Genomic DNA, 25995 nt, shown 5'->3' on the forward strand with positions numbered 1-25995 from the left:
CCCTAAATAAGAGTGGGGTTCGTTTTTGATTTTCTAACAATCATCTGAGACAAAATGACACTTAAAACTGAAGCAATGGCAAGCACGATATAAAAATTGCCATACCCCAATCCTTTGGCTAAAAAGCCAGAAAAAGCACCTCCTAAGAAATAAACCAGCAACTCAAAACACACCAGAATGGTAAAGTCAGTACCCGCCTGTTGTTTTGAACTGTTCTGCATGAAATACGCATAGAGAGCCGTCATGGCGATATAACGAATCGCCAAAATGACAATCACAAATAAACCCAATAAGCCGTGCCAGACGTCAAACCAACTGAGTAAAATAGCGATGCCAATGACGGCATAGACAAAAGTTCTTAACCAACCCGCCCAGATCAAAAGTTGGGTTGCTGCCAATTTTTTCAGTAAAAAAGCGGCCGTGACTGCTGCCAACAATCCGACTAATGCGCCGAACACCGACATCAACACCCCGATTTCAGTCAAAGACCATTGCTGATCTATCAGCATAGGATTGAGCATGGCCATGGCAGGTGCTTCAACAAAGCGATAACATAGGATCAGTAGCAAAGCCCAACGAATTTCTGGGCGTTTAAAGGCATTTCTTAAACTTGGCGGTTGTTTGAATGTCGTCTGCTGTGGACGTTCTTTAATTTGCGATATAGCCAACATGGTGAGTGCGGTTAATACCGCCAAAGTCAACAAGGCAACTTTCCAGCCATAATGTTGATAGAGCCATAAGGTTGCAGCACCCCCAATCATACTGCCTAAAGCCACGCCGATACTTTGTGCCATACTGCCCAAACGATACTCAGACTCAGCTAATGTCTCGACGGTATAGCCATCTATCGCAATGTCCTGTGTGGCAGCAAAAGTAGAAATCCACAAACCAATGATTACAAAGATCCATATCCCATAATTAAACTGAGTCATCGCGAGCATGATCACTCCTGCAACTAATGCCAGTTGCGTAAACAACAACCATGTTTTGCGTTTTCCCAGTTTTTTCAGATAAAACCGATCCAGTACGGGTGCCCAGAAAAATTTAAAAGCCCATGGAATATAGAGCAGTGACAACATGCCAATCCAGCGTAGATCAACCCCTTGATGTCGCAAAATGGCAGGCAATGCCACATTGTAAAAATACAATGGTAAAGCATGCGCTAGATATAAAATGACAATTACGCCCAGTCCCAATGCCGAGACTGCTGTGATTTGTTTTTGGTTTGTCATGTGATTTGCGTCTTGCATAATGACCTCTGCACGGCCCAATCCAGTGCATCTGTTTTAGATAAACTTACAAAATAAGGCACTCGCCAAGCCTGCTGTAAAGCTGGTGTATCCAGACGAATACGATCATCTTCATCCTGTGCAATACGAGCCAATCCCAAACAATATTGGAAAAAAAGTGACTTATAGCTTTTGTACCAACGTGACTGAATTTCCCGATAATCCTCGGGAAATTCAGTCTGTGGTAAGGTTTGCATAATGAGGACAAAAGCACGTCCCTGATCCAGAAAAACCTGTATCTGCGACAGCCAATCTTCAAATTCCTGACTCGACACCTGACCTGAAAACTGCATATCAAGGATCTGGATATAATGACTACTTAAGCTCATGAGCTATATTCTGCCGCTAGATTTTGTTTCTTAACTGATTGCGAGCGAATCAGATCATCTTCAAATTTGTTATAAAATTTATCGCGATAGCAGTAATACAGCATTGCTGTTTTTTCAGCCATTGGAATCAAGCGCTGCGCTTCATAGCATAGTTCTTCTACAACCGCCGCATAGGGTTTAACGGTATGATCAGGTTCACCCACGATCTTGATCGATTGCGCATGTTCAAAAATATAAAAACTTAATAATCGAATGGTCGGACGTAAATATCCTTTACCAAAAGCTGATTTTTCACCAAACAGCAAATGCCAACCCAGATCATGCTCGTGACCGTCATAATAGCGCCCCAAACGATCACGCTTGCCTTCATAAATTTCGGTATAACCGACATCTTGCCCATCAATGCCAACAATTAATAAGCGTTGATGATCATCAGCCAGCATTTTGTCAAAATAAACCTGTAGCTCTAATTCAGTTTTATTGAGTTGCCATTGTGGAATCACATGCGGTTCGTGCATCCATTTATGTAGTAGGGCTATATCCTGTGGATATTGCACCTGACGCAAATAATATTGAGTGCCTTCTTCAAAATATTCATAATAATCGGGAAGCTGACTTGAAATCGTATTCATTTTTATCTCATCACTAGGCAATTTGAATGTCTTTAGATTCGGTTTGGAGCTGACGCTTCCAGTCTGCTAATGTTTTTTCACTGACAGGATTTGGAATAGGATCAAGAAAAACAGGAACAGGACGTTCTACTTCATCGTTATAACTTGTGGTAAATAAGCGCACCCGATTAAGACAAATTTTTTCGAACTCAGGACGCAGCATGGCGAACTTTTCAATTCTTTCTGATAATTCTGGATGTGATTGATGCAAATCCAGAATACTGTTTTGGATGGTTTGCCAGAAATCCAGCTCGCTATATTCTGAAAAATCCTCTAAAAACACATTACAGATATAGCGGTAATGCACCATGAATAAGCCAGTAAAGATAAAATGGCTCAGCTCTAATGCACTGTGACGTAATAAAATATTCCCTTCTTCAGGTAAAGCATTAAGCTCAGGGAAATCTTCATCAACCAAATTCACATCATCAATAAAATCTTTAAGAACTAAAGCTTTGGGAACACCATTTTCATGTACCAACATGGTATTTTCGCCATGTGGTGAAAATGCCAATCCATAACGATAAAGACAGATCAGAAGCGGCGTCAAACACACCTTTGCGAACTGCGACAACCAGTCTAGCGGCTTTAACTGAGATGCTTCGATTAAAGTCTGAAGGACGGAACGGCCAGATAAATCGCGGTGCAATAATGCGGCTTGTGACAATACTTGCTGATCGGAAGAAATATACGGATCAACACTTTCACGCCATAAACAGCCGAACAATTCTTTAAATTGATATGGCACGCCATCTATACGATCGAAACATGGCTGATGAATGGTTAAAGTCGCAACTTCTCCTAAAAACACCACTCCACTTGCTTGTAAGTCTGCATCGTTGGCCAAAATACTTTTAAGCCAACCTGTCAAAGCAGGTGCAGCCAAATTTCGTTTTGAAGGTAAGCCTCGATAAACAGCGGTGTTAAAAATACTGACGGGAAGCTTGATATAATGCCGTTTCGGGTTAGAAATATTACATAGGGTTCTAATCGATTGCATCGGTACAAAACTGTCGAAGCTGATATCCAGTTCAACGATTTTTTGATCGACAATTTCATTGGCATAAGTTGCCACTAACCATTGATGCCATTGCCATGCATGTACAGGAATGAGGTAATAATCTTCGACACTCAAACCCTTTTCAGATAGTTTTTGCGCAAAGTGTTGTAGCTCTTTAGCATCAAATTCATACTGATAAAGTTCTGCTGCACTCCAGTTTGAGCTAAAACGATAATTGGCCAGATCACGATGTACCGCTAACCATAATACTTTCACTTCAGGTGACAATTCAGGCGCGGCATTGAGATAGTCATCATAGCCAAAGCCCATACGGCCTTTACTCATGATGAGCCACGGATGTCCACGTAACATTCCTTCAATTCGATGATGCGATTCCGTTAAAACGGCTTCACTATTTAAGCGTTTTTCATCAAAAAGGTGTGCTTCTGCCAACCAAGTATTGTTCATTTCCTTGATCAGATAAGCTTGCGTAAATGGCTTAACCTGAGTCGCTTGCGCTGCTGCAACGATAAACTCATGTAAATTCCATGCTGCTTGATGATTGAGCTGAGTTAAATCACGAACAGAGCCTGACTGAATATTCCAGTGACCTAATAAATAGCGATAACCATTAAATTGATAAGTTCGGTCTGCCAACTGTAATTGATACAATCCATTGCCTAATGCCTGAACTTCTATAATTTCTTCATATAAAAATTCAGCAATCGCCATTTCAATTAAACGCTGTCCAGCTGCTCTCCATTGCTGCTGGTTAATTTGTAACTGTGCAAAACTCATAGGGATTTCTCGTACTGAAAAACATGGGACAAGACTTGTTTCAGCTTGGATTTATTTCTTTGAAGATGCAGCAGATGATTTGTGGGACGACGATATTGACTCACCTCCACTCCGCTGTGATCTGATTGGTCCTGACAAGTCTCAACCATGTTTGTGACAGAATGGGTAAATTGAATATTTGGATTTTGACTCAAATCGAAATGTTGGAACGTTTGCGGCTGATCGCCTAACTCATACAGAGTCTGCTGAGCCAGTTGATTGGCAATCACTGCCGAACGATAAGCGCCCAACCCTAAGTCTGGCGTACCCACACCATGACTATGCATTTCCTGATTTTGAACAAAAATGTTTCCGCAGCCTGAATGTACAAGCTGATAATCCTGAGTAATCTTCCAGCGATGTTTCGAATCTCGCTCAATCAGCGACGAGATTTTTTCCATAAAACTTAACTGGGGTGTTCGATAACCAGTAGCTGCAATCACATGATCAGCATCTAAGTAAAACGCCTGTTGCGTGGTCTTATGCACAAAATGCAAACGGATTTGTCCATTTGTTAAAGATGTCGCATCGATTAACTCGCAACTATTATGCAAATGAGTCGCAAAAGGCTGTCCAGAAATGCTGCGCTGATAGAGTCTGTGATAAATCTCACGAATGGTTTTGGCACTAATGCCTTTATAAAGCAAGGCTTGTTGAGCCAATTGACTGCTCTTCACTTTTTCATCAAGTTGATAAAAATGTTGCAGATAATCTGGACTAAAATGCTCCAGACCGAGCGGTGCATATTCCATCGGGAAAAAACCACTGGAACGGGTAAACCAATGCAATTCAATATTTTGATCTGGCCGATTATTTTGCAGCTCAAATAAATCCAGAAATACTTCAGCCGCAGACTGTCCAGATCCTAAAACGACGACATTTCCATTTAAATCAGCTTTATTTTTAAACAGATAGTGCGCTGAGTGTAAGCATTGTTCAGGACGAATTTCTGCAATAGCTGATAAGCAAGCGGGTAAGTGAGGAACATGACCCGTGCCAATCACGAGTTGTTTACAGCGATAATGCTGCTTAACACCATGTTGTTCAACAGTCACCTGAAAACCAGAAGCTAAGGCTTCAATGCCCACGACTTTAGACTGATATTGAATGTGATCGAGTTGCGCCGCAACCCACTGGCAATATTGATTATATTCTCGTCTTGGAATATGCGACTGTTCAAGAAAATAAAATTTATATAGCCGTTGCTGATGTTTTAAATAATTTAAAAAGCTATAAGGACTGGTAGGATCAACCATCGACACCAAATCTGCCATGAACGGCACTTGCAGCATGGTGTTAGGTAGTTGCATACCTGCATGCCAGTCAAACTGATCTTTTTGCTCAAAAAATAAATAGTTCAGCTTGGTTTTGTCTTGCAGCAAACTGGCTAAACTTAAATTAAAAGGGCCTAAACCAATACCAATAAAATCAAGCATAGAGTAAATCCTCTTGTTTGATCATCAGTGGATTCGGTAGTTCAACATACACAGATTGATGCTCAACAGGTGCAATCAACTCATCCAGTTCATGCAACCGAGTCAGCAAATTGCCCTTATAAGGCAGGCTGTCTTTGTACAACAAACCTTTTAACAATGAACTTTGCGGATATTGCGCTAATAATGCGATTAAGGTTTTTTGCAGATATTCGAGTAAATCGTCTTCAGACACATAGCCCGTCGCAGCAATCGCATTCATCAACCCAAACAAGGTATTGCCAAAGAAATAATAACTGAAACGCTCATCCACAAAGCTTTGTGGTCCAACTGCATGCGCTTTTTCATTGAGTTCGGGAAACTGGTGAAGAACTTTCTCGGCCAATTCCTCGATATAATAAAATCCCTGATTATCACGTAACCAGATATTTTTGGGCTTAAAGTTTTCAAGTTCCACCAAAACATTTTGCTGATGCGACTCAAAAGCCATGCCATATTCATGGTAGAGATACATCAATGGTTTTAGGCTAATTTCTAAAAAGTCATGAAACCAGTTCATTGCAATTTGTTGATGGGTAAATGACGGATGCTGCTGACTGATTTTGTCAAATAAAGCATTAAAACGATTCAGTGGTTTAGTGGGATGATCCTGACACAACGAGGCGATACAGGTAATCTGATCATTGCGGTTAAAAGGCTGCTCTCTAAAAATACAAATACTTTCATTAATGATTTCATCATCCAGTCTCAGTGCAATCCATGCAGGATCATTCACCGCTTTAAGGGTGGGACAATTTTTGAGAATTTGTTTGCCTAAAACGCTATGCCATAACCGATGTGTCAATTCCCCCCGATGACATTCTTTAGCCAGATTGATCCGAATTGAATTGGTAATCATCACTGACAATGAGGGTTTAAGCATCCACGGCGATGAAAAACTGGCCAGTGTTCGCACGGAAGTGGTTGGATAAAAATCGACCCCTTGTAAGCCAAGATCAATCAATCTCGTTTTTTGCTTCAGCTGACCATACCATTTCTTACTTTGCAAATAACGGGCTTGCCATGGATGTAAAGGCAATAATTTATAATGCGGGTAGTTTTCTAAAAGACGTCCATCCGCTTCAGACATGTGCCATTTCAAATAATCTTTAAGCTGATTAGAAATGAGTTGCCCTTCTGCACTCCCTTCGGCAATCGAATCTGGATGAACCAACCAGAAATGAAGTGGCGTTTTCCCTTGATATTCAGGCGAAAATTTATGCCAATCTTCATGAATAAAACCTGTACGGCTTTTCGGTGCTGGATGCATACTGTGTCCCAACAACAAAGCTTGTTCAGACTCGATAAAATTTTGTTCTGCATCAATTAAAGCATCTAAGTTCTGTGATCGATGGTTTAAAAACTGCTGCAAGGCATCACGACTTTGTATCCATCGCTCAATGAGTGATGCCGCATCTAATTTATTGGTTTCATTACAAATTAATTCTTCCAATAAAATGGTGGCAATCGCCACCATACTTAAATCACGAAATTGATGATTGATCCATAACTTTGGCAGTGCGGCCAGACGATGTCGACCCACTCGACTCACATACGATAAAGCAACCAGTACTTGAGCATTTAAGCTTTCAACTGGAATTACAAGTAAGGTCAAGCCTTGGCTAAACACTTGTTGGGGAGAGTTTTGTTGAAAGTTTTCGAGTAAATGCCCTTTACCAGTTTCCTGCGTATAAGCATTGACGAGATGTTGCATCGCCAAACGATTGGCAAGCTCTTTCATCGGAAGATCCTCTAAGATAGAGTAAAGTAAGTGATTTTTGACGAATCACTGACATTAGCTTTTGATTTTTCTTAAACAACACACTGCTTAAAGGCAGTAAAAACAAAATAATGATAATAATTAACATTTACATTTGCAATTTATTGAATTTTTATTATAATTTGGTAAATTTCACATAAGCATTTGATATTTTTATCTATTATTAATTTTATGAGTAACCAATTATTTGACATTTCTCATGATATAAAACTATTAAATTTTGACTCGGGATTGGGATTCTTGATTAAAATTCCATACAAAAACAAGGGATTAAATTTTTTGAAAAAATTAGAAGCGTGATTAAGTTCTTCATATATTTCCATAAAATTCATTACACTCACGGGGTTTGAGTGAATATGAGTGGTTGGTATTTATTGATAGCTTAGATTCGAAGCCTTTAAAAACCTATAAAAATATAAAAACCATAATCAGTTCTGCTCTTGGCTAGATTTATTCGATGTACACAGATCGATCACGGCAAAAATTATAGTTTTTCTGCACCAATTGCTCATCCGATCATTCAATTTAAGCCTATGGGTTAGTCAAGTTTTAGAACATTCATAATGAATCATGAAAGCTATCCAATTAAAAACTTGTCAAAATGACAGGTTTTTACCGCAATTTCTGCAATCTCTGGAACAATTCCTGAATCACGGTCAGAACGATAAATTGCACTGTATTTAATGAGGGGTAATCTTGGCGTGAAATTTAAGATTCTTAATTTGTCGCTATTAATTAAATGTTCTAACGGCTTTAATGGCAAATAAGTAATGCCCATTCCTGAAATGGTCAGACCTAATTGCGCCATTAAACTATTACAAATAATATTTTTATTTAAAGTAATTTTTTGCGATAAAAAATAACGCTCATAAATCAAGCCCGTACCTGAAGTTGCGCCTTGAACAAAAAATGAAAATTTCTCACGGCTGGCTTGTTCAAAATCAATATTTTTATTTTTTGGAATGAGTTTGGGTGAACACATCCAGACATTTTCTACGCTTTTAAGGGGAAGTGATTTTAATCGAACATCATCATACATATCAGGCGCAATAATAATATCGAGCTGGTCATTAATAATATTTTCAAATAAGACCCGACTGACTTCAACGGTCGGCTCAATATGTACTCGTGGATAAATTTGTCGGATCTTTTCAATAAAATCTGGTAGCCAGGTCATTGCAGTTAATTCAGTCACCCCTAAACGTAAACGACTGATCAACACTTTTTTATCGCTGACTTTTTCGAGCATGACATCACGGCGTTCCAAAATTTCCTGACAATAAATCAGAAGCTCCCTACCCTGTTCAGTGAGTTTGGCATTACGATTACTTCGGTCAAAAATTTCGATATCAAATGAGCTTTCAAGCTCATGGATACGTTTTGAAATCGCCGACTGTGACATGTGCAATTTATCTGCTGCCGCTTCAAAACCACCTAACTTACAAATCCAAGTCAGTGCTTCCATTTGTTTAAACGTGATCATATTGATTTCCTTCTGGATGAGATCAACATAAATCCTTTAATCACGGATAGCAAATAGCCAGAACTTAATGGACAAGTTTTAATATCAATAAGACACTGTTTTTATTTATAAAAAAATATTTAAAAAAATAAAACATGAAAAAAAGTGTTTTAAAAATATAGATAAATATCGCTAAAAATATTGTTTAAGCATTGCTAGTATCAGCTCAAGAGGAAAAATCATCTTCAATGGATTTTGAGAATTAGAGGATACCACCATGTCATTACCCGGCAGTATGATTCACCCCGCAGCAACGCCACTGACTCAGCAAGAACGTCAACAATTTGTTGATGTCGTGACGCCTCATCTCAGCGACAACATGAACCGTAATGTCGGTATTCATGGTCTACAACGTTTTAATAAAACAGGAAAACTGATCGGAACTGCGCTCACCGTAAAAGTCCGTGGCGGAGATAACCTATTGGTATACAAAGCCATGACCATGTTGCAAGACGGTCATGTTTTGGTGATTGATGCTCAAGGCGATGAAAATAACGCGATTATTGGCGAACTGATCAAATTAGACTGCATCCGTCGTGGCTGTGTTGGTTTTGTGATTGACGGCGCAATTCGTGATGTTGCCAGTTTTGAAAATACACCATGTTATGCCCGTTCGATTACTCATCGCGGCCCATTTAAGACAGGTCCAGGTGAAATTAATGTGCCTGTTATTGTCGGTGGTCAAATCGTTAATCCCGGTGACATCATTGTCGGTGATGAAGATGGTGTGGTGTCTTTCCCTTATGCACACAAAGATGAATTACTTGCCTTAGCCGCCAAACATGCAGACAAGGAAAATAAAGTCAAAGAAATGATCGCGTCTGGTGTTGAGAATCAATCGTGGTATATGGATCTACTTCATGAAAAGGGATACCTCTGATGAATGCCATGAATTTTATTTCTCAGCGCTTGCAGATGATCAAACCATCACCAAGTATTGCTGCCAATGATCTGGTCAATAAATTACGCGCAGAAGGTAAAGATATTATTAACTTCACCATTGGTGAGCCTGATTTCGATACGCCTGAGCACATTATGCAAGCAGCGATTGAAGCGATGCGCAAAGGTGATACCCACTATACCAATGCAGCAGGTACAGTCGCAGTACGTCAGGCAATCAGCCAAAAACTGAAACGCGATAATCAGCTTGATTACAGCATTAATGAGATCGTATGTGGTAGTGGTGGTAAGCCACTTATTTTTCATGCTTTTGCAGCAACGCTAGATGTACAGGATGAAGTGATTATTCATGCACCATATTGGGTATCTTATCCTGATTTGGCTACCTTGAATGACGCGACGCCCGTGGTGATTGAAGGGCGTCAGGATAATGGTTTTAAGCTTACAGCCAAAGATCTAGCACCAGCCATTACCGAAAAAACCCGTTGGGTGGTGTTGAATTATCCAAACAACCCAACAGGTGCAGTGTATTCAAAACAGGAACTTGAAGCTTTAGCAGAACTGCTGAGAAAGCATCCTCATGTCCTGATTATGCTAGATGAAATTTATGAATTTTTCGTTTATGACGACCATCAGCATATTTCACTGGCTCAGATCGCACCTGATTTAAAAGATCGTATTTTGATTATTAATGGTGCTTCAAAAGGTTATGCCATGACAGGCTGGCGTATAGGTTACGCCGCTGGGCCAGAATGGTTAATCAAAGCCATGACCAAACTGATCTCACAAACTACGACTTGCCCAAGCTCGGTCAGCCAAGCTGCCGCAGTAGCTGCATTTGTGGGTGATCAACAGCCCATTTATGACATGCTGGAAATCTATAAAACACGTCGTCAGCGTGTGGTCGATTTGCTTCAACAAATTTCTGGTTTTGATTTTGAACCGCCGCAAGGTGCATTTTATGTCTTTGCCCATGTTGCAGGTCTGATTGGTAAAACCACACCTCAAGGGCAAGTGATCCAGTCGGATGCCGATGTCGTTGAATATTTACTGCGCGAAGGCGGTGTTGCAACGGTCAGTGGTCAGGCTTATGGCATGTCCCCATTTATTCGTCTTTCTTTTGCAAGCTCAATCGAAGTGATTGAAGAAGGATGTCAACGGATCAAGAATGCGGTTGCAAAACTCGCTTAATCGTATTCTTTATTATTAACGATGTTGAGAGCATAACCACGATGTCAAACTAATCGAGCCGATGCAGGTATGGAGAGGCCGTCACGGATGACAGCGCAACACTTTATGCTCTCACCCCTACTCCTTTTGGGGTGAATGATGAACAAGAAACCAAAAATTTCATTAGTCTGGCAAATCATGATCGGTTTGGTCTTGGGTATTTTAGTGGGTTTTTACCTCAATACTCATCCTTCCGATAATAAATGGTTAATCGAACAAGTCTTCCAACCGATGGGTGATATTTTCATTAAACTGATGAAAATGATCGTGATCCCGATCGTCTTTTCATGTCTGGTCGTGGGTATTGCGGGGCATTCCGATGGCAAATCCATGGGACGCATGGGTGCTAAAACTATTTTTTATTTCCTGTGTGTGACCACGACAGCCATTATCATTGGTCTAGTGGTTGGAAATGTCGTAAAACCGGGTGCAGGTGCTGACCTTTCATCGATGGTTGCTGCGCATGTGAATACTTTACCGACCACCGAAACCAAGCATGGTCTAGGTCATGTTATTTTAAATATCATCCCAGACAATATTGTCGATGCCATGGCAAAAGGTAGCTTGCTTCCTGTAATTTTCTTTGCTGTGATGTTTGGTTTAGGCGTCGCGTCTTTACCTCACGAGAAAAAAGACATTGTGGTTTCTTTCTTCTCTTCTGTGTCAGAAGCCATGTTCAAAGTGACACACATGATTATGGCGTATTCTCCAATTGGTATCTTTGGCATGATCGCAGTCACCGTGACCAATTTCGGCATGGAATCCATGTTGCCTCTGCTTAAATTGATTGGCACAACTTATGTCACTGCAATTTTATTTGTTGTCATTGTCTTTGGTCTGATTGCCCGATTCATCGGAATCAATATTTTCCAGCTGATTCGCTTTATGAAAGCGGAACTGGTGCTGGCCTTTTCAAGTGCAAGTTCGACCACGGTATTGCCGCAAGTGATCCAAAAGACTGAACGTTTTGGTTCTGACCGCGGTATTTCAAGCTTTGTGGTTCCAACGGGTTATTCATTTAATCTCGACGGTGCATCACTCTTCCTTGGTTTGGGAACGCTGTTTATTGCCCAGATTTATGGCATCCATTTGTCGCTTGCAGATCAGATCATGCTGGTGGTGACGATGGTCATTACCTCTAAAGGTGCAGCAGGCGTACCGGGTTTTATGTTTGTGATTTTATCGGCAACGTTATCCAGTGCAGGGATTCCACTCGAAGGTATTGCCTTTATCGCAGGGGTTTATCGTCTGATGGATATGCCTAATACAGCTCTAAATGTCTTGGGTAACACGCTAGCACCGTTAGTAATTTCTAAATGGGAAGGAAAATTCAGCGAAGAGCGTCATCAACAAGCGTTACTCAGCATGAAACATTCAAATCCTTCTGTTGCTCAGCCTACTTCGGAATCTTGAGGTAATCCCCATGCAAAATTTATCTTATGTTGATGAAAACGAAGGTCAAGCTTGGCTCAACTTTCTGGAACAACTGGATCGTGTAGAGCCATATCTGGGCGATCTCAAAGAAAATCTGGATCATTTACGTCGTCCAAAGCGTTCATTGATCGTGAATATTCCAGTCAAAATGGATGATGGTACGGTTCGTCATTTTGAAGGTTTTCGTGTTCAACACAGTATTACTCGTGGTCCGGGTAAAGGCGGGGTTCGTTTTCATCCTGATGTGAATCTGAACGAAGTGATGGCGCTGGCAGGCTGGATGACTATTAAATGCGCAGCGTTAAATTTACCCTTTGGCGGTGCTAAAGGTGGCGTTCGAGTTGATCCGACGACGTTGTCTAAAAATGAGTTAGAGCGTTTAACACGTCGCTATACTACGGAAATCAATTTAATTATTGGACCACAAAAAGATATTCCTGCGCCAGATGTGGGTACGACACCCCAAGTGATGGCATGGATGATGGATACTTATTCCATGAATGCAGGCTCTACTGTGACTGGGGTGGTGACAGGTAAACCAGTACATTTGGGTGGTTCACTTGGTCGTTCCAAAGCCACTGGGCGTGGTGTATTTGTCACAGGACTGGAAGCCGCACAAAAAATTGGTTTAGACATTGCGCATGCAACGGTCTGCGTACAGGGCTTTGGTAATGTTGGCGCTGAAGCAGCCTTACTGTTCCATGAGTCTGGCGCAAAAGTGATTGCGGTACAGGATCACACCGCAACACTATATCATCCTGAAGGCATTAACATTCCAGATTTATTGGCTTATCAGAAACAACAAGGCGCCATTAAAGGCTTTGATATGGTTCATGATATCGACAAAAATGAACTCTGGAATATTGAAGCCGACATCTTTATCCCTGCTGCACTCGAAGGTGTGATTAGCAAAGAAATCGCACAGAAACTTCAAACCAAGCTGATTTTAGAAGGTGCCAATGGCCCCACCGATCCGGCCGCAGATGACGTACTCAATGAACGTGGCATTGTGATTGTTCCAGATGTCATTTGTAATGCGGGCGGTGTGACTGTCAGTTATTTTGAATGGGTACAGGATTTAGCCAGTTACTTCTGGACGGAAGATGAAATTAATCATCGTATGGACGTAATTATGCGTAAAGCCATTCATGATGTCTGGGATCGTGCACAACATGCCAATTGTTCACTTCGAACAGCCGCGTATATCGTTGCCTGTGAGCGAATTTTACTGGCGCGTCGTGATCGGGGTTTAATTATCTAGGCAATTTGTAGACCATTTTAAAGCTTGGAAGCATCTCTATAACCATTAAAGATGCTTTCTTCAATCTTATCGAGATGATCTAAGAACTGAATTTTTAATGAAATATCTAATAAATACAATAACATTTAAATAAAAATAAAGTCCGAGTTATAGCTAAAGTCTATTCGGCTTTCTTTGATTATTTTGATTGCGCAAAGATTAGGACTCAACTCATCTCCCTATCTGCACTGATCTAAATAACGGCTAGATAAAATTATGAAATAAAACGGTCAATGTCATCTTATCCTTTGGCAGCATGACTTAGATGATAGTGGCTATTTATTTAAGTGATCTAAAAGAGGCTTAAGCATCTAGCGCTAAATTAAACTATTTCTAAAAATTTTAAGCATCATTGGATGTGATTATTTTTTAATCAAATGTAAGAGTTTTCCTACATTTGCTGTAAGAAATATCTTATTTTTTTGTCAGCTTATCCATTTTAAACTTCTTGTTATCGTTGTTCATCTCAATGTTTTATCACGCATAAACATGAGAAAATATCATGCTGGGAGATAGACTATGTTTCGCAATAGAAATACAGATGAGGTTCTAAATCAAATTTATGATTTTATAAAAGAACGACCAAATTTCTCTAAAAAAGCCCAATGTGAAAAAATTATCGATTTTTTTAGAGAAATACATGAAGAAAATGATGTTGCGTTTGAATATGAAAAACCACATCGAATTATTGGAAACTTTGGTTTTCCTCTGATCGTCTCGATTCACGATGCGCCCGATTATAATGATAAGCAGCGTTTCATTGACTGGGTTTTAGCACGAATCTAACTCTCCAGTTTGAGTCCGCTTTCGATACTGTATCATGCAATGTTCTGATCAAGTCTATATATAAGCTGTTTAATTTTTTATCTATTTGATTTAAAGTCACTTTTCACATAAGCAACCAAAAGGATTTTAAGATCATTTTGTTGATTTCAGGATGACTCAAAAAAGTTTCTTAAATATTTTCAAAAACTTAACAAAATAAAATTTAAGTTACTGATTTTTATAAATATTAATTTTAAAAAAACTAATGCTATTTATATAAAATTGTGTATAATTTCGCCAAATAAACCCTCGCTTGGTTGTAGAAATTTTCTATGACTTAAGTGAGGGTTTTTACATGGATGGCTTATCTGGAAGGGATAATATCGGGTCTTAGATTGGCGGCTTTAGCATGATCTTTTTTTCCAGAGCAGCACGCGCTGATGCTCAAATTCAACTTGTAGCTCAACGTCTTTCAACACGTCTTGCTTTCTTTTCACTCGGTTTTGCAACAGCAGCTTGGGCTCCTTTGATTCCATTTGCACAACAGCGTTTGCATTTAAATCACGCAGACTTTGGTCTATTACTGCTATGTAGTGGTTTAGGCGCGATTTTGGCTATGCCCATCACTGGCCTATTAATTTATCGTATAGGCTGTAAAGTGCTGATCAGTGCTGCCCTGCTGATGCTCTTACTATCATTACCTGCTTTAGCATTGGGTAGTACCGCGCTAAGTATGGCGGTAATTTTATTCTTTTTCGGAACTGCGGCAGGTAGCTTGGGTGTAACGGTCAATTTCCAAGCGGTTTTTGTAGAAAAGAATTCGGATAAACCCATGATGTCAGGTTTTCATGGCATGTGCAGTTTAGGCGGCTTGCTTGGCGTCATGAGCATGACAGTTTTGTTGGCAATCGGCGTTTCACCTGTGATCAGTGTTTTTATGATTGGTCTGGTTCTGGTCGCGATGAGCTTCGTAAGTGTTCCTTATGCATTAGCAGTTATACCAAAAGAGACTCCACTCAATGAAAAGTCTCACGAAGATTTATCAGTCAGCAACACAAAAAAACGCCCGAGCCTTTTAATCCTGATTATCGGGATGATTTGCTTTATTAGCTTTTTATCTGAAGGTTCAGCGATGGACTGGAGCGGCATTTATCTGACGCATAATTTTGGTCTGAATGCTGCTTATGCAGGACTGGGTTATACCTGTTTTGCTATCGCCATGACTGCGGGCCGTTTAATGGGTCAACAAGCACTTCAGCTATTGGGTGAATCCAAGCTGATTCAGTATAGTGTGATTTGTGCATTTGTCGGATTGATGAGTATCATACTGGCACCGCAATGGATATTTGTTCTGATTGGCTATGCTTTACTCGGCTTAGGTTCGGCCAATATTGTACCTGTGATGTTTTCACGCGTTGGACGACAAAATAGCATGCAAAAAGCGGCTGCTTTATCATGTGTATCGACCATTGCCTATACAGGATCATTAACTGGACCTGCCCTGATTGGCATTATTGGAGAATATATAGGTCTTCAATTAGTCTTTGCATGTCTGGCGGGTTTAATTCTATCAATTCTGGCACTGAATCACTTTAGTCAAATCAAGGCTCAAAAATAGTTTGTATCAATAATAAAGTCTTTGGTTGTTAGCACAAAGACTTTATTTTTACTCTAAGCGTTGTGATAAATCTCAGTTCGAATGTTGATATTATTTATTGTTTAGATCCGATATGACGATGACGCGTCAGGATAAAACAAAACCGAAGAAAGGATATTTTCATACTCAAAATTATGTAAGTATTGAGTACATTCAAGGTCATTTAGAAAATCTTGACACCAGTCATTGATATCATAAATGCTTAGTCCATGAATTAGTTTCTGGTAGCGACTTTTTCGCTCTGCCAATGGCATATTGAGTGCTGTTTCCAGTGCGGTCGACATGGCTTCACGGTCTGTTGGATCAACAACCAGAGCATCGGTCATTTGTTCTGCCGCTCCAGCAAATTTTGATAAAATCAACACGCCCGGATTTTGTGGATCTTGTGCAGCAATATATTCTTTTGCGACCAAATTCATTCCATCTTTAAGTGAACTAATCCAGCAGATATCTGCATCACGATAAAACTGCATCAGTTGATTGTGTGCTTTTGATTCATAACTACATACAATCGGATACCAGTCCTCTCGCTTAAATTCGTTGTTGATAATATCCATTTTTAATTTAAATCGTTCAAATAGACGTTTATAGGTGGCGACATCAAGGCGACAAGGACATGCGATTTGTAAATGTTGAATCTGCCCACGCCGTTCAGGATGTTGCTCTAAGTAGTGAGCAAAACTATTAAACCTCTCGAATAAGCCTTTAGAGTAGTCAATACGATCTACTCCAATAATGGTTTTCATCGCCAAGTGCTTAGTCTGTAGCTCTGAGCGAGCATTTGCTAAATCTGCAACCGATTTTTGGATCCCTTTAACATCGACCCCAATCGGATAATGTTGAATCGAAACCAAGCGCTGATTCAGACTTAAACTATTTTTTTGAATTTTTTGTGCTTGCAATAATTGCGTACATACCTGTAGACAATTCTTTTGATCTTGCTGGGTCTGTAATCCAACTAAATTATAATGGCAGATATCCTGAAGTAGCGTATTGGCAACGGGTAACTTTTTCCACAGTTCAAGCGCTGGAAATGGAATATGTAAAAAGAAACCGATTTTATTTTGCATGCCCAATTCACGACAATGACGTGCAACACTTAAGAAATGATAGTCTTGCACCCAAATCAAGTCATCTGGCGCGGCAAATTCACTTATTTTTTTGGCAAATAAAGCATTCACTTGTTGATAGGTTTGATATTCATCATATTGATAATCAATCAAATCAGCGCGGTCATGCATCATTGGCCACAAGCTATTATTAGCAAAACCACAGTAATAATCCTGATATTGTTTCTGGGTGAGCGGACAGGTGATATAGGTAATTTTTGATTTGTATAAAATATCAAAGCGTTGATTGGTCTGTTGTTCAACTTTCTCGCCATTCCAGCCTACCCATATACCGCCGACTTTACTCAAAGCATCCTGCATAGCGACGGCTAAGCCGCCTGCTACACATTTTTCAGATTGAGGTAAACTGACACGATTCGATAATATAATAAGCCTAGACATGTTCTTCTCCATATTTTTCTAAATGTTCAGGAATGGCGGTATCACGTAGTCGTTCTAAAAAAACCCTTAAAAAGAAATTGACCTGATCAATATTTTTAAATCGATATGTCGCATTTGTTGTACCCTCACCCACCTTGATGGTTACGCCTTTCATTTGATTGACGTAGCTAAAACCATCTTCATCGGTTCGATCATCGCCAATGAAAATAGCTAAATGATTTTGCAGATTGAGTAAGTGCGAGATTTCTGTGATGGCTTGACCTTTATCAATATCATTCCAAACTAATTCATAGACATATTTGCCTTTGATCAATCGAAGCTGGTCATGTTGATGTTGTAGGCGCTGCATGATCAGACTAGCAATCTGTTGTAGTTCAGGGCATTTTCGATAATGTAGCGCGATCGCATGTTGTTTATTTTCAATAATTAATTCTGGATAACGTTGAATATCCTTATTTAAAATAGTCTCAAGCGCTTGAAACAATTCACTTTGAGAATGCTTAGAAAATTGATTTTGATCATTGAGATAAATCAACAAACCATGCAAGGCTGCAATAGGTAGATCAATTGCTCCAAACATGTGCTTGGCAGATGATAAATCTCGACCTGTGATCGCAGCTACAGTAAGATGCTGTTGAATATGTTGGATTAAATCCAGTATGTCTTTTGAAATAAAACAACTTGATGGATCGATTTGAAACTCTGCTAAAGTTCCATCAATATCTAAAAATAATGCCATTGATTTATTTTGAGAAAAAATATCATTTACCACATCCTCACAGCGATCATAATGTGAAGGGGCTAATATGCTATTTTCATTTTGAATATTTATGTTCATGTGTTCATCGTTATAATGTGAATGCTTTTAATTAGATTGAGTTAAAAACGATCAAAAATAAAGCAAAATTACTTAAACACCTCAACAATCCGCTTAGGATTTACTTAAGTTGATTTGAATGATACAAACTCATGATTTGTTACATAGACTGAATAAATTTCTTATTAAAAAAAAAGCCGAATAATTTTTTTATTTTCATTATTTTACAAAGGTTAAAAGATTTAAATATGTCATAAAGTCTATAAACTCAAAAAAGAAATCAATATGTTAAAGTGCCTTTATCTTAAGAACTAGATACACAATCCTACTTAGCTTACATGATCCACATAGTCTGATCATAAAAACTAAACATTTGAAACAAGAGTGATGTTTTTATACGCCCCCCAATATAGGCATGCTAACCACTCACTTATTTGATAAAGAGAATTTTTAAATGACGGACTACGAAAAAATTAATGATCTCATTAAAAATATAAGAACGGTCATCTTCACCTTTAGCAATACTGAAGGACATTTACACGCGGCACCTATGACCACCCAAAATCGCGAATTTAATGGTCAAGTATGGTTCATTGGTTCCAAGAAATCTGAATTATGTCAAAGCCTTCAGACAGATTCTCAAGTAAACCTTGCCTATGTCACCTCTTCAAACCATTATGTTTCTATTCATGGCACAGCAAACCTTGTTGATGATCAAAGCATTTTAGATGAACTCTGGTCTCCTGCTTATGAGGCTTTCTTTGAAAATGGAAAACAGGATCCCGACGTACAATTAATTCAGGTAAATGCGCATGGAGCTCAGTATTGGGAAAGTGCAGGAACGATTGCAACTTTATATAAATTAACTAAAGCTGCAATTTCAGGAGAAAAGCAAGAATTAGGAACCAGCGATACTGTGAGACTTTAAAACAACGTATTGCAATTTCTGTATGACTATCATTATTAATGGTATCGATACATCTCAAGCAACTAGTCGTCATGATGAACATCCAGATCATCCATCAAAGATGGAAATCATGATTCAATGAACTGTTTGAGTTATACATGGAGCATTCTTGCTTCATGTATAACTCAAAACAAACTATTATAATTTTTATTTTAAACTCAAACATCGTCTCTTAATAAAAATTTAAATTCAACCAATTCCTATTATAATAATCACTCTATGTATTTTCTAATATTTAGCAGTTTTTTCTTTAGTCTTACATGAGAACTTTTTCATTCATCCCTTTTTATTTCTTCGTATAGGAGAAAAATAAAGAGAATTTAAACAATTATAAAAAAAATCATTCCTTATTAAAAACCAAGAACACTTCAAACTAAAAATGAATTAGATCACAATATTATAATGATGGTCATTCAATCTGTGCATGATGATATGCATCAGCTTTGTAAAATTTCCACAAATTTTAAAACTATAACTATACAGAGCATCCATTTTTATAGCCCGAGATTTGTTAATATTAATTAATACCAGCTACAAATCATCTAAATAATTCTCTAGGGAGCATCATCTATGGAGAATCATCGCATCATTCTTCAAGATGAAGATAAAAATCAACATCAAATCATTCGTGTGAAAGATGTCACTTTCAATACTCAAACCCTTATGAATACTCATCATTGGTTATGGGTTTATGCTGAAAGCTATGAATTTTTTCCATTTGAATCATGGGAACAGCTTAATCACGCTAAAGTCAGTGAAACGATTTCTCTTCAGGGAAAACGATTCAAAGTCATCAAAATCTTAAAAACTAAAAAGCCAAAGTTCTCTTAGTCAAAGAAAAAACAAATCAGTTCACCGACATTTTTCTATAGATTTAGATCGTTAGTCATGCATCATTTTTTAATCCATAGCTTACAACAGTGTAATCCATAGCTTACAAATGTTCATTTATTAATCAATCATTTTAATTTTTGATATATTTATCAATAAGATATGAATTAATATTTTAAAGAAATTTATTTTTATCATTTATTTTAATTTAATTGATATATCTCATTAATTATTTGAATTATAACAAATTACCCAAAAATATTATTTAGTTAATTTAATTAATTAAATCAAATTATTAAATTATAGTTAATTTCAATAATTCGCCAATTTGTGAAAAACAGACTACTATGAGATACGTCACTCCCACTCCTCTAAATTTAATCTCTATTTATTAATAAGATATAAATTTTATTGACTCTTTATTGCTCATTTTTAGTTGAAATGTGACGTAAGTTATTTAAGGAATGTGCAATTATGAAAATTCAGTTATGTTATGCGAGTACTCGCAATCTACAATCAGAAGATCTGTTACAAGATCTGAATGATATTTTGACCATAGCTCGTGATTTTAATAGTCGTCATGATATTTGCGGCGTGCTTTACTATGCTGATGGCTCTTTTTTTCAATGCTTGCAAGGTGAAAAAGAGATCGTCGAAGCATTATTTGCCAATATCTGTAAAGATGAACGCCATTGTGAAATTATTTCATTTGAAATTATGGAGATTGAGGAAACCAAGTTTAAAGATTGGTCAATGAAATATGTGCAACGTAATTCAGAGATTAATAAATTTTTTAAGAAAATGAACTTTAAAATGTTTTCTCCATCTGCACTTGATGACAAAACACTTCCTGTTTTTTTAAATCATCTTTATGATGCTGATCAAGCCAAAATTAAGCAACGAGTCGGTATGAATAATCGTGGTGTAAATAAATATATTTAGTATTATCTATTAGACTTATTTCATAAATCCCCTTTATTTCTTCCTATGAAAGAAAAATAAAGGGCTTCAAACAATGATGAAAGAAGTCTATTTTGCCTATATGAATAATGCTAACAGGCTTCAATCTCAACCAGCCTGTTAGCATTATTAAAAACGTTTTGATTAAAAAAATTTAAATGTTAAAATTTCAATGAATCAATTCATCGCGATATAATTTATACCAAATAAATAATAGTACTATCTTGAAATTTATAACAGATATTCCCAAATGACATAACCAATAGCAAAACCTAAAAAGGCATATAACGTAATGATAAAGAAGACAAAACTTGCCTTATTTTTTTGCTTTAAAAATTGCATATCATTAACCTCAATGATGATCGACCTGACTTAAACCCACAACAATAAATTAAAATAAAATATTAAAATTCATATACTTAATAAAAAATTACTGATGTTCAACCACTACCTGCTTTTGTTGCTGGGATGGCATATATTCAGGTTCATGGCTCACAGCAAAATAAAATAATGCTAAGAACATACAACCTAAAAAAATGCTAATTCCTACGACCACAAATGGAAATTTTGATTGATCCTTTGACATAAGACCAGACTCCTCAATATTTAAAAAATAAATTAAATCGAAGAACTTTCTAAACGCTTCAGCATATTTACATTTTGAATTTGCGTTTGAATATATTCGGCATAGACTGAAATTTTTTCAAAAATATGTTCCGAATAAAACATATCTTCTATCAAATGATGTGCCTGTTTTGGGCTAAAACCATGCGTCAACATGATTAATGGTACATTTATTTCAGAAAATTCATGGCAAAGCTTTTGGTGCAAATCATCTTTTCTTTTAAACAGTAATTTTTTCTGATCGATTTGATTCGATCTAAAGGCTACATCTCCAGCCTGTTGTTTAATGACATATATTTTGACTTTTAAAAAATGACTCATTTGATTTAAGATTTCTAAATCAGTTTTTAAGTACGTCAAAATAAATATTTTTGAAGTATCTGAACGACATATTGCCTGAATCAATTTTAAAAATACAAAATCTAAATCATCATCATATTCAAAAATATCCAGATACAGATTTAAGGACTCCAATGTCCGATCAATATGAATTTGAGTGTGATGATGAACTTGATAAAATGGTGACAGCAGATCGCGAATCATGGGAGTAAAAGGCGTTGAATAAATAGTTTTTTTATTTAAATTCGCCAAGATGAAGGGCGAAAAAACATAAGCCACATTCATATCATCCTGTTTAATCGCAGACTGGATCATATAAGTCAAATCTACAGGCGCCATACTTCTTAATACTTTGGCACGTAGGATGGTTGCTTCGAGATTAACATATTGATTTAAAATCTGTTGTTGTACATTCTGAGAAGGTGCCTGTTCAGGAAAAATCTTCAACAGTTGATTTAATTCTTCAGTTTTGAACACATCACACCTCTTTATTTCATCTCAACAGTAAATCAAATCTAAAAATGTATATCTGCTTGAGTTTTAATCTATTGTCTTTGGAAAATAGGTGGATTGTAAGATACAGATTGAGCTATAAAAAATATAACAGATGAAGCAGTTTCTCTTAATCTGTTATATTTTTACATCCATTTTAGTCCATTTTCGATTAAATCTACGCTAAAGTGTTATATCTTTCTTTCGATTGTGTTTTTCATTGCAATGTATAAATCTGAACAGTTGGCGCAGCATTTAAAACAATTGATTGAAAATGGGACATGGCCTGCGCAAAGCAAATTGCCCTCTTTACGTGAACAAGCTGAAATTTCTGGGTTTAGTTTGATGACCGTGATGAATGCCTATCAGAATCTTGAGGCACAAGGCTTAATTTATTCAAAAGAAAAATCGGGTTATTTTGTTGCTGAACAGTCAAAAAACCAAACTCCTCAAGCAACAACCCTCGTTTCACTAAATCCTAAAATAGAGATCAACTCTCTTGTCTTTAAGTATTTAAAATCGATTCAATCCAAAGATATTGTGCCATTTGGTTCTGCTTTTCCAGATCATCATCTGCTGACGCCAGCAAAGCTGCTGCAAACCTTAAGTCAGATGGCACGAGATCGAAATAGTTATGATCAAACCAGTAATCTTCCACCAGGAAATCTGGCCTTGCGCAAAATGATTGCCCAGCGTTATGCCATGCAAGGAATAGCCACCGATGCAGATGATATTGTGATTACGTCGGGGGGTCTGGATGCCTTGAATTTATCATTACAGGCGCTGACTCAGCCAGGTGACTATATATTATTACAACAGACCACCTTTTATGGGGCATGGCAAGCCGCAGAACGCTTAGGCTTAAAAGTGATTACGCTGCCAGAACATCCGACACATGGTTTTGACCTGCAAGCCTTTGAACAAATCATTCAACATTATCCAATTAAAGTATGCTGGTTTATGTTAAATGCCCAGAATCCGATTGGATTTACTGTGAGTGATGATCTCAAATATAAAATTGCCAAACTTTTACATCAATATCACATCCATTTAATTGAAGATGATGTCTATGAGGAACTTTATTCTGGTTTAAATAAGCCGCTTCCCATGAAATATTTTGACAGTAATAATCTAGTTTTGCATTGTTCGTCTTTTTCAAAAACTTTAGGTGCTGGTTTTCGTGTAGGTTGGGTCTATGCAGGAAAATATTCAGAGCAAATTCAGCATTTGCAACTGATGAGCACCATTTCAGCCAATACCTTGATTCAAAATGCTTTGGTTGAATTTGTATCGAGTCATCATTATGAAAAGCATTTACGTCAATTACGTCAACGTCTGGAAAAGAACAAAAAACGCTTTACTCAATATTTAAAACAACATTTGGGACAATGCTGCGAAATTTATAGTTTTTCGGGCGGTTACTTTATTTGGATCAAGCTTCCCTTATATCTTAATAGTCTGGAGCTTTACCATCAGCTCATCACCCAACAGATTGGCGTTGCTCCTAGCGCTCTTTTTAATGTTTTAGAAAATAACCAACATGCTATTCGTTTAAATTGCTCATTTGAATGGAATGCATCCATACAAACTGGATTAGATACGCTTATTGACTCTATTTTAAATATTCAAATCCAATCTTGATCTTTTAAATAGTTGAAACTGACCAGAGTCAGAATTTATTCAGCCGAGTAAAAATAGGGAACTCAAGTTCCCTATTTTTACTTAATGAGGTGCAGGCCCTTGTAAACTGCGCTGTGGTTTTGGACTTAACCAGATGATGAATCCTGCAAAAATGAAAGCCATAGCAAATAACAAAAACACATGATTTGCCGACATGGTAATCGCTTCTTTATCCACTAGACTAGAAATAATGCCCAATGTACTGTCTGGACTAAAACCACTCTGAATCAGCGTGTTTTGGGTTTCTTCAACATGTAAGCTCGAGACCATTTCACTACGGGCAACTTTGGCATGGTCATCCCAAATGGTGACCGCAATAGACGCGCCAATTGCCCCTGCCATAGTTCTTAGGAAGTTCATCAATCCCGCAGCGGATGCGATTTCTTGTGGGAGAACCGAAGCAAGTGCAATATTGGACAGAGGAATAAAGAAAAATGGCACAGCAAAGCCTTGCAATATCTGCGGCCAAGCCAAAGTCATAAAGTCTGAATCGGTAATCCAGAAGGCTCGCATAAAGGTCACAACACCCAGCAGTAACAGACCAAAACTGGCCAAAGCGCGTGGATCATGTTTTGTTGCTAATTTAGCAACTATAGGCGACATGGTTAAGCTACCAAAACCCATGGTTGCCGTCAAATAGCCTGCCCAAGTTGCGGTATAACCGAGGTTCATTTGCAACCATTGGGGAATCAGGACAATACTGCCAAAAAACGCGCCAAAACCAAAGGACAGCGCCAGAACCGACACCGTAAAACCTCGATGCCGAAAGATCCAGAGATTGACCACAGGCTGTTTATCGGTCATTTCCCAGATCAGAAAAACAATGAAACCAATAATGGCCGTCAACGCAAGCATGACAATACTGGTATTATTAAACCAGTCACGTTCATGCCCCAAATCTAGCATGAGCTGTAATGCACCAATCCACAGTACTAATAGAAATAAGCCAACACTATCGATTCTTAAGCGAACGGTATCTGTTTCTGCCACAGATAGCAGTCGGATGGCTGCCATCACACAAATAATCCCAACAGGAATATTGATAAAGAAAATCCAGTGCCAAGACAAATTATCACTGATTAAACCACCTAAAATCGGACCTAGAATCGGACCTAATACGGTGGTCATTGCCCAAAGTCCCATCGCTTGAGAATGTTTTTCCTGTGGGAAAATACGCATCAGCAAAGTTTGACTGAGCGGCATCAATGGCCCACCAGACAAACCCTGCCCGATCCGACACAACACCAACATTTCAAGGCTGGTCGAGAGTCCACATAAAAATGAGAATACAGTAAAACCAATCAGCCCCATCACAAAGACACGAACTGTACCAAAACGGCTTGCCAGCCAGCCTGTCAATGGAACACAAATCGCTTCGGCAACTGCATAGGAGGTCACCACCCATGTGCCTTGCGAAGAAGAAACTGCCAGATTTCCTGTAATATGCGGTACAGAAACATTGGCAATAGTGGTATCGAGTACCACCATAAAATTAGATAACGCGATGACAAATGCTGCAAGCAGCAAGCGACCACCACTTAACTCGGCAAAAGGTGTCCGTGATGCCGCCTGATTTTGAGCACTCATA

22 protein-coding genes and 1 pseudogene are annotated in these 25995 nt (G+C 38.2%); 10 read left to right on the plus strand and 13 right to left on the minus strand.

The window, feature by feature from the left end:
- Positions 1–2 precede the first annotated feature (2 nt).
- From EGS47_RS03865 to EGS47_RS03895, 7 genes and pseudogenes are all read right to left on the minus strand, one after another.
- On the minus strand, positions 3–1250 hold the full coding sequence (locus EGS47_RS03865) for an MFS transporter (RefSeq protein WP_005002907.1): 1248 nt from the start codon (positions 1248–1250) through the stop codon (positions 3–5).
- Complete coding sequence (locus tag EGS47_RS03870; protein WP_005002905.1) at positions 1229–1618, minus strand: hypothetical protein; 390 nt, start codon at positions 1616–1618, stop codon at positions 1229–1231. Before EGS47_RS03870 ends, EGS47_RS03865 begins: the two co-directional genes overlap by 22 nt.
- Positions 1615–2250 (minus strand): GNAT family N-acetyltransferase, encoded by a 636-nt coding sequence (locus EGS47_RS03875; RefSeq protein WP_004990898.1) that lies wholly within the window; start codon positions 2248–2250, stop codon positions 1615–1617. Before EGS47_RS03875 ends, EGS47_RS03870 begins: the two co-directional genes overlap by 4 nt.
- Before the next feature lie 13 nt (positions 2251–2263).
- Entirely contained in the window at positions 2264–4087 is a 1824-nt protein-coding gene (locus EGS47_RS03880; RefSeq protein ID WP_005002904.1) for an IucA/IucC family protein, read from the minus strand.
- Between the two features lie 173 nt (positions 4088–4260).
- Positions 4261–5562, minus strand: a pseudogene (locus EGS47_RS03885) (lysine N(6)-hydroxylase/L-ornithine N(5)-oxygenase family protein); the annotation flags it as partial.
- Entirely contained in the window at positions 5555–7339 is a 1785-nt protein-coding gene (locus EGS47_RS03890) for an IucA/IucC family protein (protein WP_005002898.1), read from the minus strand. The pseudogene EGS47_RS03885 and the gene EGS47_RS03890, both read right to left, overlap by 8 nt.
- Before the next feature lie 616 nt (positions 7340–7955).
- Entirely contained in the window at positions 7956–8861 is a 906-nt protein-coding gene (locus EGS47_RS03895) for a LysR family transcriptional regulator (RefSeq protein WP_004990907.1), read from the minus strand.
- Positions 8862–9117: 256 nt separating this feature from the next.
- Between EGS47_RS03895 and EGS47_RS03900 the strand changes: the two genes are divergently transcribed.
- The 6 genes from EGS47_RS03900 (at position 9118) to EGS47_RS03925 (ending at position 16147) form a co-directional block, all read left to right on the plus strand.
- Positions 9118–9780 carry an RraA family protein gene (locus EGS47_RS03900; protein ID WP_119686298.1) on the plus strand — a complete coding sequence of 221 codons (663 nt, stop codon included), beginning with the start codon at positions 9118–9120 and terminating at the stop codon, positions 9778–9780.
- Entirely contained in the window at positions 9780–10991 is a 1212-nt protein-coding gene (locus EGS47_RS03905; RefSeq protein WP_005002893.1) for a pyridoxal phosphate-dependent aminotransferase, read from the plus strand. The genes EGS47_RS03900 and EGS47_RS03905 overlap by 1 nt, the downstream gene beginning before the upstream one ends.
- Before the next feature lie 138 nt (positions 10992–11129).
- A complete protein-coding gene (locus tag EGS47_RS03910) occupies positions 11130–12443 on the plus strand; it encodes a cation:dicarboxylate symporter family transporter (protein ID WP_227613797.1) in 1314 nt (437 codons plus the stop codon).
- A gap of 10 nt (positions 12444–12453) precedes the next feature.
- A complete protein-coding gene (locus EGS47_RS03915) occupies positions 12454–13725 on the plus strand; it encodes a Glu/Leu/Phe/Val family dehydrogenase (protein ID WP_005002888.1) in 1272 nt (423 codons plus the stop codon).
- Positions 13726–14283: 558 nt separating this feature from the next.
- On the plus strand, positions 14284–14550 hold the full coding sequence (locus EGS47_RS03920; protein WP_004990919.1) for a hypothetical protein: 267 nt from the start codon (positions 14284–14286) through the stop codon (positions 14548–14550).
- A gap of 388 nt (positions 14551–14938) precedes the next feature.
- A complete protein-coding gene (locus EGS47_RS03925) occupies positions 14939–16147 on the plus strand; it encodes an MFS transporter (RefSeq protein ID WP_005002887.1) in 1209 nt (402 codons plus the stop codon).
- A 101-nt stretch (positions 16148–16248) separates the two neighbouring features.
- On the opposite strand, the gene EGS47_RS03930 is transcribed toward EGS47_RS03925, so the two are convergent.
- Positions 16249–17697, minus strand: a complete 1449-nt coding sequence (locus tag EGS47_RS03930) for a trehalose-6-phosphate synthase (protein ID WP_005002886.1) — start codon at positions 17695–17697, stop codon at positions 16249–16251.
- Positions 17690–18535 carry a trehalose-phosphatase gene (gene otsB, locus EGS47_RS03935; RefSeq protein ID WP_005002884.1) on the minus strand — a complete coding sequence of 282 codons (846 nt, stop codon included), beginning with the start codon at positions 18533–18535 and terminating at the stop codon, positions 17690–17692. The genes EGS47_RS03930 and otsB overlap by 8 nt, the downstream gene beginning before the upstream one ends.
- Positions 18536–18968: 433 nt before the next feature.
- Here otsB and EGS47_RS03940 point away from each other — a divergent pair, with 433 nt between their 5' ends.
- The 3 genes from EGS47_RS03940 to EGS47_RS03950 all read left to right on the plus strand — a co-directional run bounded on the left by EGS47_RS03940 (position 18969) and on the right by EGS47_RS03950 (position 21254).
- Positions 18969–19442, plus strand: a complete 474-nt coding sequence (locus tag EGS47_RS03940; RefSeq protein ID WP_005002882.1) for a pyridoxamine 5'-phosphate oxidase family protein — start codon at positions 18969–18971, stop codon at positions 19440–19442.
- Positions 19443–20051: 609 nt separating this feature from the next.
- Positions 20052–20312, plus strand: a complete 261-nt coding sequence (locus EGS47_RS03945) for a hypothetical protein (RefSeq protein WP_004990931.1) — start codon at positions 20052–20054, stop codon at positions 20310–20312.
- Positions 20313–20786: 474 nt separating this feature from the next.
- The gene (locus EGS47_RS03950; protein ID WP_005002881.1) at positions 20787–21254 is read left to right on the plus strand and encodes a BLUF domain-containing protein; all 468 of its coding nucleotides are present in this window, start codon (positions 20787–20789) and stop codon (positions 21252–21254) included.
- Between the two features lie 249 nt (positions 21255–21503).
- On the opposite strand, the gene EGS47_RS18350 is transcribed toward EGS47_RS03950, so the two are convergent.
- The 3 genes from EGS47_RS18350 to EGS47_RS03955 form a co-directional block, all read right to left on the minus strand.
- A complete protein-coding gene (locus EGS47_RS18350) occupies positions 21504–21614 on the minus strand; it encodes a hypothetical protein (RefSeq protein WP_004990935.1) in 111 nt (36 codons plus the stop codon).
- A gap of 88 nt (positions 21615–21702) precedes the next feature.
- Positions 21703–21858: a hypothetical protein gene (locus EGS47_RS18355; protein ID WP_005002873.1), complete on the minus strand. Its 156-nt coding sequence runs from the start codon at positions 21856–21858 to the stop codon at positions 21703–21705.
- Between the two features lie 32 nt (positions 21859–21890).
- Complete coding sequence (locus EGS47_RS03955) at positions 21891–22712, minus strand: hypothetical protein (RefSeq protein WP_005002869.1); 822 nt, start codon at positions 22710–22712, stop codon at positions 21891–21893.
- 240 nt (positions 22713–22952) lie between these two features.
- Here EGS47_RS03955 and EGS47_RS03960 point away from each other — a divergent pair, with 240 nt between their 5' ends.
- Positions 22953–24368, plus strand: a complete 1416-nt coding sequence (locus EGS47_RS03960) for a PLP-dependent aminotransferase family protein (protein ID WP_005002867.1) — start codon at positions 22953–22955, stop codon at positions 24366–24368.
- Between the two features lie 81 nt (positions 24369–24449).
- Here the strand turns inward: EGS47_RS03960 and EGS47_RS03965 are convergent, their stop codons facing one another.
- Positions 24450–25994, minus strand: coding sequence for a DHA2 family efflux MFS transporter permease subunit (locus EGS47_RS03965; RefSeq protein ID WP_005002864.1), 1545 nt, complete (start codon positions 25992–25994; stop codon positions 24450–24452).
- Position 25995 lies beyond the last annotated feature (1 nt).

Origin of the sequence: Acinetobacter sp. FDAARGOS_515, assembly GCF_003938865.1 — a bacterium.
Classification (GTDB): domain Bacteria; phylum Pseudomonadota; class Gammaproteobacteria; order Pseudomonadales; family Moraxellaceae; genus Acinetobacter; species Acinetobacter ursingii.

Bases quoted from the DNA above. Each gene is read 5' to 3' on its own strand.
- EGS47_RS03865 (WP_005002907.1), bottom strand. From the start codon at position 1,250: ATGCAAGACGCAAATCACATGACAAACCAAAAACAAATCACAGCAGTC.
- EGS47_RS03870 (WP_005002905.1), bottom strand. From the start codon at position 1,618: ATGAGCTTAAGTAGTCATTATATCCAGATCCTTGATATGCAGTTTTCA.
- EGS47_RS03875 (WP_004990898.1), bottom strand. From the start codon at position 2,250: ATGAATACGATTTCAAGTCAGCTTCCCGATTATTATGAATATTTTGAA.
- EGS47_RS03880 (WP_005002904.1), bottom strand. From the start codon at position 4,087: ATGAGTTTTGCACAGTTACAAATTAACCAGCAGCAATGGAGAGCAGCT.
- EGS47_RS03890 (WP_005002898.1), bottom strand. From the start codon at position 7,339: ATGAAAGAGCTTGCCAATCGTTTGGCGATGCAACATCTCGTCAATGCT.
- EGS47_RS03895 (WP_004990907.1), bottom strand. From the start codon at position 8,861: ATGATCACGTTTAAACAAATGGAAGCACTGACTTGGATTTGTAAGTTA.
- EGS47_RS03900 (WP_119686298.1), top strand. From the start codon at position 9,118: ATGTCATTACCCGGCAGTATGATTCACCCCGCAGCAACGCCACTGACT.
- EGS47_RS03905 (WP_005002893.1), top strand. From the start codon at position 9,780: ATGAATGCCATGAATTTTATTTCTCAGCGCTTGCAGATGATCAAACCA.
- EGS47_RS03910 (WP_227613797.1), top strand. From the start codon at position 11,130: ATGAACAAGAAACCAAAAATTTCATTAGTCTGGCAAATCATGATCGGT.
- EGS47_RS03915 (WP_005002888.1), top strand. From the start codon at position 12,454: ATGCAAAATTTATCTTATGTTGATGAAAACGAAGGTCAAGCTTGGCTC.
- EGS47_RS03920 (WP_004990919.1), top strand. From the start codon at position 14,284: ATGTTTCGCAATAGAAATACAGATGAGGTTCTAAATCAAATTTATGAT.
- EGS47_RS03925 (WP_005002887.1), top strand. From the start codon at position 14,939: ATGATCTTTTTTTCCAGAGCAGCACGCGCTGATGCTCAAATTCAACTT.
- EGS47_RS03930 (WP_005002886.1), bottom strand. From the start codon at position 17,697: ATGTCTAGGCTTATTATATTATCGAATCGTGTCAGTTTACCTCAATCT.
- otsB (WP_005002884.1), bottom strand. From the start codon at position 18,535: ATGAACATAAATATTCAAAATGAAAATAGCATATTAGCCCCTTCACAT.
- EGS47_RS03940 (WP_005002882.1), top strand. From the start codon at position 18,969: ATGACGGACTACGAAAAAATTAATGATCTCATTAAAAATATAAGAACG.
- EGS47_RS03945 (WP_004990931.1), top strand. From the start codon at position 20,052: ATGGAGAATCATCGCATCATTCTTCAAGATGAAGATAAAAATCAACAT.
- EGS47_RS03950 (WP_005002881.1), top strand. From the start codon at position 20,787: ATGAAAATTCAGTTATGTTATGCGAGTACTCGCAATCTACAATCAGAA.
- EGS47_RS18350 (WP_004990935.1), bottom strand. From the start codon at position 21,614: ATGCAATTTTTAAAGCAAAAAAATAAGGCAAGTTTTGTCTTCTTTATC.
- EGS47_RS18355 (WP_005002873.1), bottom strand. From the start codon at position 21,858: ATGTCAAAGGATCAATCAAAATTTCCATTTGTGGTCGTAGGAATTAGC.
- EGS47_RS03960 (WP_005002867.1), top strand. From the start codon at position 22,953: ATGTATAAATCTGAACAGTTGGCGCAGCATTTAAAACAATTGATTGAA.
- EGS47_RS03965 (WP_005002864.1), bottom strand. From the start codon at position 25,994: ATGAGTGCTCAAAATCAGGCGGCATCACGGACACCTTTTGCCGAGTTA.